12 protein-coding genes and 4 tRNA genes are annotated in these 13,505 nt (G+C 59.0%); 5 read left to right on the plus strand and 11 right to left on the minus strand.

All coding sequences use genetic code 11. The annotated features are described in order from the left end of the window. From ACM6IV_RS01590 to ACM6IV_RS01615, 6 genes are all read right to left on the minus strand, one after another. A partial coding sequence (locus tag ACM6IV_RS01590; protein ID WP_414868461.1) for a DUF6531 domain-containing protein occupies nucleotides 1-1,902 on the minus strand: 1,902 nt, incomplete at its 3' end. A gap of 239 nt (nucleotides 1,903-2,141) precedes the next feature. Next, nucleotides 2,142-2,549 (minus strand): sel1 repeat family protein, encoded by a 408-nt coding sequence (locus ACM6IV_RS01595; RefSeq protein WP_414868462.1) that lies wholly within the window; start codon nucleotides 2,547-2,549, stop codon nucleotides 2,142-2,144. Beyond that, nucleotides 2,550-2,921, minus strand: a complete 372-nt coding sequence (locus ACM6IV_RS01600) for a hypothetical protein (RefSeq protein ID WP_003223109.1) — start codon at nucleotides 2,919-2,921, stop codon at nucleotides 2,550-2,552. Continuing rightward, complete coding sequence (locus ACM6IV_RS01605; RefSeq protein ID WP_414868463.1) at nucleotides 2,918-3,259, minus strand: helix-turn-helix domain-containing protein; 342 nt, start codon at nucleotides 3,257-3,259, stop codon at nucleotides 2,918-2,920. Before ACM6IV_RS01605 ends, ACM6IV_RS01600 begins: the two co-directional genes overlap by 4 nt. Before the next feature lie 112 nt (nucleotides 3,260-3,371). After that, a complete protein-coding gene (locus ACM6IV_RS01610) occupies nucleotides 3,372-3,827 on the minus strand; it encodes a YkvA family protein (RefSeq protein WP_414868464.1) in 456 nt (151 codons plus the stop codon). Between the two features lie 294 nt (nucleotides 3,828-4,121). Beyond that, the gene (locus tag ACM6IV_RS01615; protein WP_007919751.1) at nucleotides 4,122-4,838 is read right to left on the minus strand and encodes an FKBP-type peptidyl-prolyl cis-trans isomerase; all 717 of its coding nucleotides are present in this window, start codon (nucleotides 4,836-4,838) and stop codon (nucleotides 4,122-4,124) included. A gap of 270 nt (nucleotides 4,839-5,108) precedes the next feature. On the opposite strand from ACM6IV_RS01615, the gene ACM6IV_RS01620 reads away from it, so the two are divergent. Together ACM6IV_RS01620 and ACM6IV_RS01625 are read left to right on the plus strand one after the other, a co-directional pair. Continuing rightward, the gene (locus ACM6IV_RS01620) at nucleotides 5,109-6,917 is read left to right on the plus strand and encodes a di-heme-cytochrome C peroxidase (protein ID WP_414868465.1); all 1,809 of its coding nucleotides are present in this window, start codon (nucleotides 5,109-5,111) and stop codon (nucleotides 6,915-6,917) included. Continuing rightward, nucleotides 6,914-8,080: a catalase family protein gene (locus tag ACM6IV_RS01625; protein ID WP_414868466.1), complete on the plus strand. Its 1,167-nt coding sequence runs from the start codon at nucleotides 6,914-6,916 to the stop codon at nucleotides 8,078-8,080. The genes ACM6IV_RS01620 and ACM6IV_RS01625 overlap by 4 nt, the downstream gene beginning before the upstream one ends. Nucleotides 8,081-8,265: 185 nt before the next feature. On the opposite strand, the gene ACM6IV_RS01630 is transcribed toward ACM6IV_RS01625, so the two are convergent. The 4 genes from ACM6IV_RS01630 to ACM6IV_RS01645 form a co-directional block, all read right to left on the minus strand. Then, nucleotides 8,266-8,342 (minus strand) — tRNA-Asp (locus ACM6IV_RS01630). A 19-nt stretch (nucleotides 8,343-8,361) separates the two neighbouring features. Beyond that, nucleotides 8,362-8,437 (minus strand) — tRNA-Val (locus ACM6IV_RS01635). 191 nt (nucleotides 8,438-8,628) lie between these two features. Further along, nucleotides 8,629-8,705 (minus strand) — tRNA-Asp (locus ACM6IV_RS01640). A gap of 19 nt (nucleotides 8,706-8,724) precedes the next feature. After that, nucleotides 8,725-8,800: transfer RNA gene (locus ACM6IV_RS01645), tRNA-Val, on the minus strand. Nucleotides 8,801-8,959: 159 nt separating this feature from the next. On the opposite strand from ACM6IV_RS01645, the gene rdgC reads away from it, so the two are divergent. The 3 genes from rdgC to sugE all read left to right on the plus strand — a co-directional run bounded on the left by rdgC (nucleotide 8,960) and on the right by sugE (nucleotide 11,427). Beyond that, the gene (gene rdgC, locus ACM6IV_RS01650; protein ID WP_250604176.1) at nucleotides 8,960-9,880 is read left to right on the plus strand and encodes a recombination-associated protein RdgC; all 921 of its coding nucleotides are present in this window, start codon (nucleotides 8,960-8,962) and stop codon (nucleotides 9,878-9,880) included. Between the two features lie 147 nt (nucleotides 9,881-10,027). Then, nucleotides 10,028-10,993: a bile acid:sodium symporter family protein gene (locus ACM6IV_RS01655; protein WP_414868467.1), complete on the plus strand. Its 966-nt coding sequence runs from the start codon at nucleotides 10,028-10,030 to the stop codon at nucleotides 10,991-10,993. Between the two features lie 119 nt (nucleotides 10,994-11,112). Beyond that, the gene (gene sugE, locus ACM6IV_RS01660; protein ID WP_122597317.1) at nucleotides 11,113-11,427 is read left to right on the plus strand and encodes a quaternary ammonium compound efflux SMR transporter SugE; all 315 of its coding nucleotides are present in this window, start codon (nucleotides 11,113-11,115) and stop codon (nucleotides 11,425-11,427) included. 113 nt (nucleotides 11,428-11,540) lie between these two features. On the opposite strand, the gene ACM6IV_RS01665 is transcribed toward sugE, so the two are convergent. Next, a complete protein-coding gene (locus ACM6IV_RS01665; RefSeq protein WP_414868468.1) occupies nucleotides 11,541-13,415 on the minus strand; it encodes an MFS transporter in 1,875 nt (624 codons plus the stop codon). Nucleotides 13,416-13,505 lie beyond the last annotated feature (90 nt).

Consider the following 13,505-nt stretch of genomic DNA (forward strand, 5'->3'; position numbering starts at 1 on the left):
GGCAGCCTTACCGGAACGTTCCCACTCCCAGAAAAAACTCGCCCCGCCGGCCAGTTGCCGCTGCAGGATCACGTGAGCGTCGTCGTAGTCGTAACGCTCGCTGTCGCCGACGGCGTTGGTCGCTTCGATCAGGCGCTGATAGGCGTCGTAGCGGTAACTGACCAGCGTCTGTTCGGTGCTCCAGGCACCGTCGCGAAACACCTGGTAATCAACCCCGAGCAACTGCGCCCGCTCATAGCGCAACAGCAGCGAGCGCCCGGCGCCGTTGTCCAGGCGCTGCACCCGGTCAGAGCGATCGCGCTGCAGCGTCAGACGATTGCCATAGGCATCGCTGATCGCCGTCAAACGGCCTGCGCGAAAGTGAAAGAACCGCGCCGCGTCCCCGGCCAGCGCGAGGATCAGTTCCTCCGGTTCATCGCCCAGAAAGATCGCCACCCGCGACAGGCTGTTGTGAATCGCTGGCCGTTCAACGCTCGGCAACGGAAAGCGGGTGCGGCGGTTTTCGTGGTCGACCCAAACAACCTCATCAGCGAAAAATTCCAGCCGATGCGCCAGCGAATGACTCCAGCCAAAGCCCAGGCCGACATCGAGTTCGACGGCGCTGGAGCGATACAAGCGGCTGAACTCGAACGGCAACACGCCATCAAGCACCGCATCAGTCAGGGTCAGCAGCTCTTCGCCGGTGACCATCGACACCGGGCAGCCGTTGGTGCAGGTGCGGGGCACGCAATCGGCGCTGTCGCCATTGGGATTTTTCGCCTGAGCCGGCGAGTCGTCGTGATGCTCGTCTTTCTTCAACAAGGTGTTGCGCTGTGCATCCCAGCGCAATTGCATCCGGCCCTTTTTCACCCCGGCGGCGATGCCTCGGGCGGCAACGCTTTTGTATTGACCGACGTATTTGATGAACCCTTCGACGATGCCGAACATCGCCTTCACCAAATGCTTCACCGCCGACAGCAATTGCACGGCGCGATCCGCCAGACGCAGGGTCAGATAAGCGAGGCCGGCACCACCACTGACAAACGTTAAAACGACGCTGATCAGCACATCGATGAGCAGTTGCACCATCATCATCGACGCCGCTTCAGCGGTTTTGCCGGCGACCTCACTGGGCGGCAGCATCTCCAGCCAAAGGCTGGCCGTGCGCAGCAATAAACACAGTGCAGCTTCGTCACTAACCAGCAACTGAAGCTTTTCCATGACATCGGGAGCCGCTTGCGCCAGCTCCATCAACTGCGTGGCACCGTCCCCCAACCGCTCGGCAAACGCTCCGGGATCCTTGAGAATGTCCGACAGCAGGCCGATGCTGTCCCACACCCCCTCGATCGCCGCCCAACTCCCGGCGAGCATGCCGTTGCCCGCTGCCGTCGCCACCGACTGCGACCACTGCGGTTTGAAACCCTGCCACTCGCTGCGTAACCAGCCGTCCAGCTCAGCGGTCAGGCCGTCATAGGCTTTGAACAGGTCTTCGACCTGACTCTCAGTGACCTCGCTGTGCACCTGCACCCGGTAGAACTTCCCCGCGACGCCTCTGAACGAGCCCTTGCCCTGCGCGTCGAGCGTCACGGGCGTGGTTTCACCACCATCCATGGCGATCACATCGACCACAATGTTGCCAAGCGCAATGTCGTACACCGACTCAAACTTGCTCTCGATCTCCATCACCCCGCTCTTCGGGCACTGGACGACACCTGAGAAAAATTCGTTGTCAGTGCTGCTGACGGCAGTGCTGTCGGAGCCGAAGCGAATGATCCGCTCCATGCCCATCAGCGACGGCAGATCTGCGGCGTGGCTGACCTTGTCCGCCGCTAGACTGGCCCAATGCTTGAGCTGTTCGCGGTAAAGGCTGAGGGTTTGCGGAAAGCTGTCGAGTGCTTGCTCGATGCGAGTGACGGCTTCCATCAACGCACGCGGGTGGGCGAAGTGGACTGAATAAGCGGATCAAACATGAGCGTTCCCTCGCGCAAAAATTAGGCGCGGGAACTGTGCGGGGGATCAATCAGGAAAGAAGTCAGGAAAGTAGGCGATACCTGTAGGACTTATCTGTAAAAAAGCACTTATAGATAAACAGGCGCGCAAAAACGCAAACGCGGCGTGAGGAAAACCTCACGCCGCGTTTATTTGAGCAGACATAAATGGATTTACAGTGTTGAGTCGCGATGCCTCAACTCTTTCAATTTGAGCTCGGCCAACGGGTGCCCGGCGTTGGCCGCCATACCCCACCAGCGCGCGGCTTCGACAGGGTCCGGCGGTTTGCTCGGCGTCCCGGCCAAGCTGATCACACCGACCTGGTAAGCCGCTTTGCCATCACCCGCGAGTGCCGCCAGCCGCAACAGCCGCACACCTTCTTCACGCGCACCCAGGCCGACACCGCGAAAGGTCAGGATGTGCCCGTAGAAGCTTTGCGCACCGACATCGCCAAGGTTGGCCATGCGCGCAAACTGACCTTCGAGCCAGCGCCAGCCTCGGGGCTGGCGGACAAACCACGACCAGTGAAACAGCCTGCGCGCCAGCCAGTAACTGGCCCGTGCCTTGAGTCGTAAAAACACTCAGGCCTCTGCCGATTCCGGGTATTCGTATTCGAACACCCTGACCACTTCAGAGGCATGCCAGGAAGCCGCAGCAACGCCGTCGGACGGCCCGGAAAAACGCCCCAGACGTTCAACGCATTCGAAGAAACCCGTGCGAGGCAAGCGGCTGGCGCCCTGACTGATCACCAGCGAACTGCGCAACGGTTGTTCAGCCTTGGCATCCAGCGCCGCCAGATGCTCAAGTGCGGCGGTCAAGGTTTGCATCGCCGGCGTCGGCAATTGCAACCGTTCGAGCAAGGCCCGATAAGTCAGTAGATGGCGCTGGCGGCGCGCCTGATCCAGTTCCCCGAGCAATCCGTCCCAATGTTGACGACTGATGCGTACGCTCACGATTCATCCCTCCACCCTGGCACCGTCAGTTCCCAGGCCAGGCTGCGGCGAATCGCGGCGTCGGGCTGACGCTCGCCACTTTCGATCATGGCCAGATAAGACGGGCTGATGCCTACCGTGCGGGCCAGCGCCTCAATAGCGATGCCCTTCCCTTCGCGCAAACTGCGTAGTTGATCCAGACCTGGAAGAATCGGGTCTGATGTGGCCGCGAGCGGCGTGGCTGCCGGACGCGACGGTGTTTCATTGATGCCTGCTGCTTTCAGTAGAGCCTGATACTGAGCCCACGGCAGAACCGCGTATTCGGGTTCGCCATCGCGTGCAATTATCTGAATATCCATGACTACCCCGTAGGACAACAACACTTAGCGAGTCGGCACTTTTCCCTAGAAGTGTAATCCTAACAGCGGCCAAGGTCGCGGGGGGTATCTATCTCTACGTGGTTGCTGAGATTCAGGTTTTTTTCGGGCCTTGAAGCTGCAGTTGTTCGGGGGTATCCGGCAGGCGTTCGACCACGGCGAGTTTTTCCGGCTGCTGGCGATTGCGCCACACGCGAAATGCATTGAGCTCGTCGTCGAGGGTTTTCATCAGCCAGGCGAGAACGGCAATGTCGTCGAGCATGCCGAACACGGGAATGAAATCCGGAATCGCGTCCACCGGGCTCAGGAAGTACATCAAGCCCGCTACCACCGATACCAGCGCTTTGCCACTGATGGCGCGGTACTCGCCGCGCCAGTAGGCCAGGCACAATGCCTGGAGCAGACGTAAATCGTCCTTGAGTTTACCGAGACGATTGCCTTGCGCGGCGCCTTTGCTGGCGACCGCAAACAGCAAGGTCGGCAAACGGCCACGCGCGAGCAGGCGGCCGGCCAAGGGCAGGAATCGAGCGAAATTCCACGGAGCTTTCATCTATTCCTCCCGTTGAAATGTTATCCACACAAATTGTGGATAACCTTGTGAACAGAGCTGCATTTCAGCGCTGAAAGCCCCGTTTCATAAGGGCTGCGCTCAGATCGGGCGTTTTTTACTCACATAAAAAACCCCAATATTTCATTGACTTGGCTGCTCAGGGCGGCTAGCGATGGCAGTCTCATTGGCTATGACTCTCGCGACCGCCATCGGTTCGCTCTGTTTACCCTTGCCGGGGTCCAGATGCAACAACGCCCCGCATAAGCGAGGCGTTGTTGGCAGACCCGTTACCGTTTACTTGGCGGCAGCGGCTTCTTTGGCTGGATCCTTGATGGCCAGCAGTTCCAGGTCGAAGACCAGAACCGAGTTGGCCGGGATTGCCGGGCTTGGCGACTGCGCGCCGTAAGCCAGATCGCTAGGGATGTACAGTTTGTACTTCTCGCCAACGTGCATCAGTTGCAGACCTTCAACCCAACCCGGGATCACGCCGCTCACAGGCAGATCGATCGGGCTGCCGCGCTCGACGGAGCTGTCGAAGACGGTGCCGTTGGTCAGCTTGCCGGTGTAGTGAACGGTCACGACGTCAGTCGGCTTGGGCTGTGGGCCGTCGGCTTTCTTGACCACTTCGTATTGCAGACCCGAAGCGGTAGTTGTTACACCCGCCTTCTTGCCGTTTTCTTCGAGGAATTTCTTGCCGGCGGCTGCCGACTCTTCGCTCATCTTGGCCATGCGTTCTTCAGCACGCTTTTGCAGCGCGGCGAAGGCTTCGACCAGTTCTTCATCTTTCAGCTTCTGTTCTTTCTTGCCGACGGCATCTTCGATGCCCTGGGCTACCGCTTTGGAGTCCAGATCATCCATGCCTTCCTGAGCCAGGCTCTTGCCCATGTTCAGGCCGATACCGTAGGAAGCTTTTTGCGCCGGGGTTTTCAGCTCTACGCTGGTCTGCGAATCACAACCCGCGAGGACCAGGCTAACCAGGGCAACCGCCGCCGCCAACCGATGCTGTTTCATGCTATTTCCTTGTTCATGCGCCGAAAGGGCAATCGAGTAAAGCCGCGAGCTTATCAGGCCGCCACGACCAATGGCTACCGGCATGAGAGCAGGAAACTTCCGATAAGTTCAGGGATTAAAACGCATTGGCGCGAAGCGACGATGAAGCTTCTGTCATCTTCTCCCGGCAAATGGCGTCGTGACTTCTTGCATCATCTGGCGTAATGGCCACTTGCCGCATAGGGCCAGGCTCAGGCATAACAGCGGAACAAATCGACAAGGATGTTTATCTTGCGCCTCTTATTCCGTGTGCTGACCCTGATCGTCGTGCTGCTGGGACTGGTTCTCGCCGTGGTCCTGTATTACGTCGCCAATCCCAAACTACCCTTCTACACCCCCGCCGAACAGGTGCATTACCTCGACCAGTGGAGTGACGAAGATCGGCAAACCTACTATTTCACGCCTCAGGGTACGCAAGTCAAAGGCCTGCGCTATGAGTGGTTCCAGGCGCTGGAACTGCCCTTCTCGGCACAACGTTTCGCCTCGCCCGATTACCTGGCGCGCTTTGGTTTTCTGACCGATCCACAGCAGAAAGCCACGACGAACAACCCCGGCAACCTTCCTGTCGGTTTTGCCCGACAGCAGAATCCTGGCAGCTCCGAGCAATATCTGGACATCACTTGCGCCGCTTGCCACACCGGCGAATTGCGCTTCAAAGGTCAGGCCTTACGAATCGACGGAGGTACCGCGCAACATGTGCTGCCTTCCAGTGTGCCTACTTTGCGCGGCGGCAGTTTCGGACAGGCACTGGTGGCAAGTCTGACCGCGACTTACTACAACCCATGGAAATTCGAACGTTTCGCCAGAACCGTGCTGGGCGACGAATACGACACGCGCCACGAGCAATTGCGCAAAGACTTCAAAATCTCACTGAATACATTCCTCAAAGTCGCCTGGAACGATACCCATCGCGGCCTCTACCCGACTGAAGAAGGCCCCGGCCGCGCCGATGCCTTCGGACGCATTGCCAACGCGACGTTTGGCGATGCGATTTCCCCCGCCAACTACCGCGTGGCCAATGCCCCGGTGGATTATCCGCAGCTCTGGGACATGTGGACATTCGATTGGGTGCAGTGGAACGGTTCGGCGCAGCAGCCAATGGCGCGCAATATCGGTGAAGCATTGGGCGTCGGCGCCACGCTGAGTTTTTTCGATGACAACGGCCAGCCACTGCAGGGTGACGCACGCTATGCCTCCAGCGTGCGCGTGCGTGATCTGCACAAAATCGAAGAAACCCTGCAAAAGCTCAAACCACCCGCTTGGCCAGAGGATCTGTTTGGCGCCATCGACAAACCCCTGGCTGCCAAGGGACGCGCGCTGTTTGCCGAGAATTGCGCCGGTTGCCATGTTCCGCGTCAGACTCAGGAAGGTGAACGCTGGGTGCAGCATTTGCACATGCTGCCCGTCGATGTCATCGGTACCGACCCGACCGCCGCCAACAATATCGCCAGCCACCGTTTCGACCTGACAGCCTTGCAGTGGAATCCGAAAGAACTGGAAAACATGGACGTCCGACTGCATCCGACACCCAAGGAACCGCTGGACCTGAGCCAAATGTCGGTGGCCAAGGGTCTGGCGTACGTGACCGCGTTCGTCGAAGACCGCGCCTACCGCGAAGCCAACGTCACACCGCTGGAAAAACCACGGCTGGACGGTTTCGGCCTGCCGATCGGCGTGCGCGAAAAAGTCGCCTACAAGGCCCGCCCGCTGGCGGGTGTCTGGGCCACCCCGCCGTTTCTGCACAACGGTTCGGTGTCGAGCATTTATCAATTGCTGTCGCCGCAGGACGAACGCGCCACCACCTTCTTCAAAGGCAGCTTCGAATACGATCCGCGGCATTTGGGCTATCGCACCGAAGCGTTCAGCAATGGCTTCCTTTTCGACACGCGCATCACTGGCAACCACAACAGCGGCCATGAATTCCGTGTCGGCGAACGCAGCAACGGCGTGATTGGCCGGCTGTTGCAGCCGCAAGAACGCTGGGCGCTGCTTGAGTACCTGAAAGTCCTCGGCGGCCCCCTGGAGGCGCAACTGCCATGATCTCGACCTTCAAGAAAGAAGTGCCGCTGCTGGCCAGAATCTGGCTGTGGTCTGGACGGCTGTTTGGCAAAGCCCTGCTGATAATCGTCGCCATCGGCTTGCTCGGCTGGGCCATCGCCACGGCATGGTTTGCCTGGCATCACCGCGGTCCGGTGTCGGCGCTGGAGCAAGTTCCGCCCGGCGAAGCGGCGATGACGCAGGACGTAATCCAGACCGCCGTGCGCATCGTCGATCAGCATCGCGAAGGCACCCGTTATCTGCGTGACGCACATGCCAAGGCTCATGGCTGTGTGAAGGCGCAGGTGCAGGTGCTGCCGGAACTGGCGCAGTCGTTGCGACAAGGCGTATTCAGTGAGCCAGGTAAAACCTGGCAGGCGATGATGCGCCTGTCCAACGGCAATGCCTATCCACAGTTCGACAGCATTCGTGACGCCCGGGGCATGGCGATCAAACTGCTCGACGTTCCGGGAAAACAGTTCCTCGGCAACCGTCAGGCACTGCCTGAACAGGATTTTGTGATGTTCAGCCACCCGAATTTCTTTGTCAGCGATGTCGCCGAGTACCGTCAGAATGTGGCGGCGCAGGCTGACGGCAAGAAAGTCATGGCTTTTTTCCCGGAATGGGATCCGCGCAGTTGGCAGATCCGCCATTTGTTTATCGCCCTGGCAACCTTGTCGCCAGCACCGGATAGCCCGACAGCAATCACATACTTTTCGGTGTCGCCCTACAAATTCGGCGAGGCCAATGCAAAGTTTCGCGTCGCACCCGATCCGGACAATTGCCCGGCGTACACATTGCCCAAGCAGAACCGCGATCTGCCGAACTTTCTGCGCAGCGCATTGAATCAGCAATTGTCGACGGATCGGGTACCCGCCTGCTTCGTACTGCAGATTCAGCGTCAGGATGCCAACAAGTACATGCCGCTCGAGGACACCAGCATCGAATGGCGCGAGCAGGATTCACCCTTCGAAACCGTGGCGCGCATCACCCTGCCGGCGCAGGATTTCGATACGCTGGCGCTGAATCTGGCGTGTGACAACCTGTCGTTCAATCCGTGGTTCGGGATTGAGGCGCATCGACCTGTTGGCGGGATCAACCGCTTGCGTAAAGCGGTGTATGAAGCGGTCAGCGACTATCGGCACAGCCAGAATGCCGCGCCGTGAGGCGGTGGGGTGGGAGCGGGCTTGCTCGCGAAAGCGGTGAGTCATTCACTGAATGTGTTGGCTGACCTGACGCCTTCGCGAGCAAGCCCGCTCCCACAGGGATTTAACAAATCGCAGACAACAAAAAGCCCGCACAAGGCGGGCTTTCTGTGGACTCTGGCGTTCAGTGTTCCAGATTCCGAATATGGCGCAGCGGACGGGACTCGAACCCGCGACCCCCGGCGTGACAGGCCGGTATTCTAACCGACTGAACTACCGCTGCGCGAAACGCTTGAAACGAATGGTGGGTGATGACGGGATCGAACCGCCGACATTCTGCTTGTAAGGCAGACGCTCTCCCAGCTGAGCTAATCACCCTTCGCTTCGTTACGGGACGCATTATGCCACAAGTTTTCTTAAAGTGTTGATTTAATTGAAGTTTTTTTCAAATAAATCCGAAAACCGGTAAAACGACACATCCCGCGGGTACAACCTTGGAGCAGAAAAAAACCCGCCTTGGCGGGTTTTTCCGTGGTGACCTGGCGTTCAGTGTTCCAGGTTACCGAATATGGCGCAGCGGACGGGACTCGAACCCGCGACCCCCGGCGTGACAGGCCGGTATTCTAACCGACTGAACTACCGCTGCGCTAAACACTTGAAACGAATGGTGGGTGATGACGGGATCGAACCGCCGACATTCTGCTTGTAAGGCAGACGCTCTCCCAGCTGAGCTAATCACCCTTCGCTTCGGTGTGGCGCGCATTCTACGGAGCGACCCAACCTCTGGCAAGCACTTTTTTAAATAATTTTCTCAGGCCTTCCAAAGGCTTAGAGAAGGGTTGGCCTATGGGACGGCGAAGACAATAATGCCCCCCTTTGTATAAAGGAGAGACTCACCCCATGTGGTTCAAAAACCTGCTTATCTATCGCCTGACCCAAGACCTGCCTGTCGATGCCGAGGCGCTGGAAACTGCACTGGCCACCAAACTGGCGCGTCCATGTGCAAGCCAGGAGTTGACCACCTACGGTTTCGTCGCGCCGTTCGGCAAAGGCGAAGACGCTCCACTGGTGCACGTCAGCGGTGACTTCCTGCTGATTGCCGCGCGTAAAGAAGAACGTATTCTGCCGGGCAGCGTCGTGCGCGACGCGGTCAAGGAAAAGGTCGAAGAGATCGAAGCCGAGCAGATGCGCAAGGTCTACAAGAAGGAACGCGATCAGATCAAGGATGAAATCATCCAGGCGTTCCTGCCGCGTGCCTTTATCCGTCGCTCGTCGACCTTCGCTGCCATCGCGCCGAAACAGGGCCTGATTCTGGTCAACTCGGCCAGCCCGAAACGTGCCGAAGACCTGCTGTCGACCTTGCGTGAAGTGATCGGCACCCTGCCCGTGCGTCCGTTGACCGTGAAAATGGCACCGACTGCGGTCATGACTGACTGGGTCACCACACAAAAAGCCGCTGATGACTTCTATGTCCTGGACGAGTGCGAACTGCGCGACACCCATGAAGACGGCGGCATTGTCCGCTGCAAGCGTCAGGACCTGACCAGCGAAGAAATCCAGCTGCACCTGAGCACCGGCAAAGTGGTCACTCAGCTGTCGCTGGCCTGGCAGGACAAACTGTCGTTCATGCTCGACGACAAGATGACGGTCAAACGTCTGAAGTTCGAAGATCTGTTGCAGGACCAGGCGGAACAGGATGGCGGTGATGAGGCGCTGGGGCAACTGGATGCCAGCTTCACCCTGATGATGCTGACCTTCGGCGATTTCCTGCCGGCGCTGGTTGAAGCGCTGGGTGGTGAAGAGACTCCCCAAGGGATCTAACGCCTTGTGAAATCCCAATGTGGGAGCGGGCTTACTCGCGAAAGCGGTGTGTCATTCACCATTAACTTGGCTGACCCGATGCTTTCGCGAGCAAGCCCGCTCCCACAATTGGTTTTTTGATGTTCATTTAATAATAAGGATCAGGCCATGCGCGCACTGGCTGCACTCAGCCGCTTTGTCGGCAACACTTTCGCTTACTGGGTTCTGATTTTCGCTGTGATTGCGTTCCTGCAACCGGCGTGGTTCCTCGGCCTCAAAGGCGCAATCGTGCCGCTGCTTGGTCTGGTGATGTTCGGCATGGGCCTGACCCTCAAACTCGAAGACTTCGCCGCCGTCGCTCGCCATCCGTGGCGTGTGGCGCTGGGCGTGGTCGCGCATTTCGTGATCATGCCCGGTGTGGCGTGGTTGCTCTGCCAGGTGTTTCACCTGCCGCCGGAAATCGCCGTCGGGGTGATTCTGGTGGGCTGCTGCCCGAGCGGCACTTCGTCCAACGTCATGACCTGGCTGGCCCGCGGCGACCTGGCGTTGTCGGTGGCCATCGCCGCCGTCACCACCCTCCTCGCGCCCCTGCTGACCCCGGCACTGATCTGGCTGCTGGCGTCGGCGTGGTTGCCGGTGTCGTTCATGGAGCTGTTCTGGTCGATCCTGCAAGTGGTGCTGTTGCCGATCATTCTTGGCGTCGTCGCACAACGCGTCCTCGGCGACAAGGTTCGCCACGCCGTCGATGTGTTGCCGCTGGTGTCGGTGGTCAGCATCGTGATCATTGTCACCGCCGTGGTGGCCGCCAGTCAGGCAAAAATCGCCGAATCGGGCCTGCTGATCATGGCCGTGGTGATGCTGCACAACAGCTTCGGTTATCTGCTGGGCTACTTCACCGGGCGCCTGTTCAAGCTGCCGTTGGCCCAGCGCAAATCGCTGGCACTGGAGGTCGGCATGCAGAATTCAGGATTGGGCGCGGCATTGGCCAGTGCGCATTTTTCGCCATTGGCGGCGGTGCCGAGCGCGCTGTTCAGCGTCTGGCACAATATTTCCGGGGCACTGCTGTCGACGTACTTCCGACGCATGAGTGAAAAAGAAGATCGCGAGGCACTGGCGCAGCGAGCGGCCGACTGACCCGCCAACTTGATCCCCGGGTTAATGCTGGTCAAACTAGCGCGCAACGCGGGGACGACCCTGCGGCTCGATCGAGTCATTAATCTGGGGACGACCCCGTCAATCGATGGAGGTCTCTTATGTCCTGGATCATTCTGTTTTTCGCCGGGCTGTTTGAAGTCGGCTGGGCCGTCGGCCTGAAATACACCGACGGCTTCACCCGCCCACTCCCCACCGTTCTGACCATTGCAGCCATGGCCATCAGCCTGGGCCTGCTGGGTCTGGCAATGAAAGAGTTGCCGTTGGGTACGGCCTATGCGATCTGGACCGGTGTCGGCGCGGTGGGCACGGTGATTGCCGGGATCATCCTGTTTGGCGAGTCGATGGCGTTGATTCGGCTGGCCAGTGTGGCGTTGATCATTACCGGGTTGATTGGCCTCAAGGTCAGCGCCTAAGCCTCTACCGCTTTCGCGAGTAAGCCCGCTCCCACATTCAACCGCGCTCCATCATTGGAATACGGTCAACTGTGGGAGCGGGCTTGCTCGCGAAGAGGTTCTCGATTCGCCGGCTATCTGACTGCCCCGCGCAGTTCGCCCACCAACCCCTGCAACTTCGCCGGCTCAGCCGCATCAACGCCCACCGGCGAACCCGCCACCAACGTCACCCGCGACCACAACCGCCGAAACACACCTTTATTCGGGTCGCGACTGAAGAAACTCCCCCACAACCCCTGCAATGCCAGTGGAATCACCGGCACCGGCGTCTCTTCGAGAATCCGCGTCAGGCCGCCCCTGAACTCATTCATCTCGCCATCCGCGGTCAGCCTGCCTTCCGGGAAGATGCACACCAGTTCACCGTCCTTCAGATACTGGGCAATCCGGGTGAAGGCCTTTTCGTAAATCTGGATGTCTTCGTTGCGTCCGGCAATCGGAATTGTCCCCGCAGTGCGGAAGATAAAGTTCAGCACCGGCAGGTTGTAGATCTTGTAGTACATGACAAAGCGAATCGGCCGACGCACTGCGCCACCAATCAGCAACGCATCCACGAACGACACGTGGTTGCACACCAGCAATGCCGCGCCTTCATCCGGAATCGCCTCAAGGTTGCGGTGCTCGACTCGGTACATGGAATGGCTGAGCAGCCAGATCATGAAGCGCATGCTGAATTCGGGGACGATTTTGAAGATGTAGGCGTTAACGCCAATGTTCAGCAGCGACACCACGAGAAACAACTGCGGGATCGACAGCTTGGCCACACTCAGCAGCACGATCGAGACGATGGCCGAGACCACCATAAACAACGCGTTGAGAATGTTGTTGGCGGCAATCACCCGCGCCCGCTCGTTCTCGGCCGTTCGCGACTGGATCAAGGCATACAGCGGCACGATGTAGAAGCCGCCGAATACGCCGAGGCCGAGGATGTCGACCAATACCGCCCAGGTGTGCACGAAGCCCAGCACTTCAATCCAGCTGTGGCCGCTGACGCTGTCGGGAATCCCGCCGGAATGCCACCACAGCAGCAAACCGAACACGGTCAAACCAAACGAGCCGAACGGCACCAGACCGATCTCGACCTTGCGTCCGGACAGTTTCTCGCAAAGCATCGAACCGAGCGCGATACCCACCGAAAACACTGTCAGGATCAGGGTGACCACGGTCTCATCGCCGTGCATCCACTCTTTGGCATAGGCCGGAATCTGCGTCAGGTAGATCGCCCCGACAAACCAGAACCATGAGTTGCCGACAATCGAGCGCGACACCGCCGGTGTCTGACCCAAGCCAAGCTTCAATGTGGCCCAGGATTGGCTGAAAATGTTCCAGTTCAGACGCATTTCCGGGGAAGACGCCGCTGCGCGCGGGATGCTGCGGCTGGCCAGATAACCCAGCACCGCGATGCCGACGATGGCGCAGGACACCAACGGCGCATAGTTGGAGGACGACATGATGACCCCGGCGCCGATCGTCCCGGCAAGAATCGCCAGAAACGTGCCCATTTCCACCAGGCCGTTGCCGCCCACCAGTTCATCCTCGCGCAAGGCCTGCGGCAGGATCGAATACTTCACCGGCCCGAACAGCGCCGAATGGGTACCCATGGCGAACAGCGCCACCAGCATCAGCGACAAGTGATCGAAGAGGAAACCGATCGATCCTACGGCCATGATGGCAATTTCCGCGAGCTTGATCAGACGGATCAGCGCGTCCTTGGCGAACTTTTCCCCGAACTGCCCGGCCAATGCCGAGAACAGGAAAAACGGCAGGATAAACAGCAACGCACACAGGTTGACCCAGATCGAACGGTCACCTTCGATGGTCAGCCGATAGAGAATGGCAAGGATCAGCGACTGCTTGAACACGTTGTCGTTGAACGCGCCAAGGGACTGCGTGATGAAGAATGGCAGGAAGCGCCGGGTGCGCAGCAGGTTGAACTGTGAGGGGTGACTCATCTTCCGTGTTTCCCTGATGTTTAAGGTAGAGAGGCCTGGGTACTGCTTATTGGATTCTCGAAGCGCGATCCAGGCCACACCTTACCTAAA

Origin of the sequence: Pseudomonas sp. IT-347P, assembly GCF_949768005.1 — a bacterium.
Taxonomy (GTDB): Bacteria; Pseudomonadota; Gammaproteobacteria; order Pseudomonadales; family Pseudomonadaceae; genus Aquipseudomonas.

Coding starts and splice junctions, on each gene's coding strand:
- sugE (WP_122597317.1), top strand. CDS start 11,113: ATGTCCTGGATCATTCTGTTTTTCGCCGGGCTGTTTGAAGTCGGCTGG.
- ACM6IV_RS01605 (WP_414868463.1), bottom strand. CDS start 3,259: ATGGATATTCAGATAATTGCACGCGATGGCGAACCCGAATACGCGGTT.
- rdgC (WP_250604176.1), top strand. CDS start 8,960: ATGTGGTTCAAAAACCTGCTTATCTATCGCCTGACCCAAGACCTGCCT.
- ACM6IV_RS01615 (WP_007919751.1), bottom strand. CDS start 4,838: ATGAAACAGCATCGGTTGGCGGCGGCGGTTGCCCTGGTTAGCCTGGTC.
- ACM6IV_RS01625 (WP_414868466.1), top strand. CDS start 6,914: ATGATCTCGACCTTCAAGAAAGAAGTGCCGCTGCTGGCCAGAATCTGG.
- ACM6IV_RS01610 (WP_414868464.1), bottom strand. CDS start 3,827: ATGAAAGCTCCGTGGAATTTCGCTCGATTCCTGCCCTTGGCCGGCCGC.
- ACM6IV_RS01665 (WP_414868468.1), bottom strand. CDS start 13,415: ATGAGTCACCCCTCACAGTTCAACCTGCTGCGCACCCGGCGCTTCCTG.
- ACM6IV_RS01655 (WP_414868467.1), top strand. CDS start 10,028: ATGCGCGCACTGGCTGCACTCAGCCGCTTTGTCGGCAACACTTTCGCT.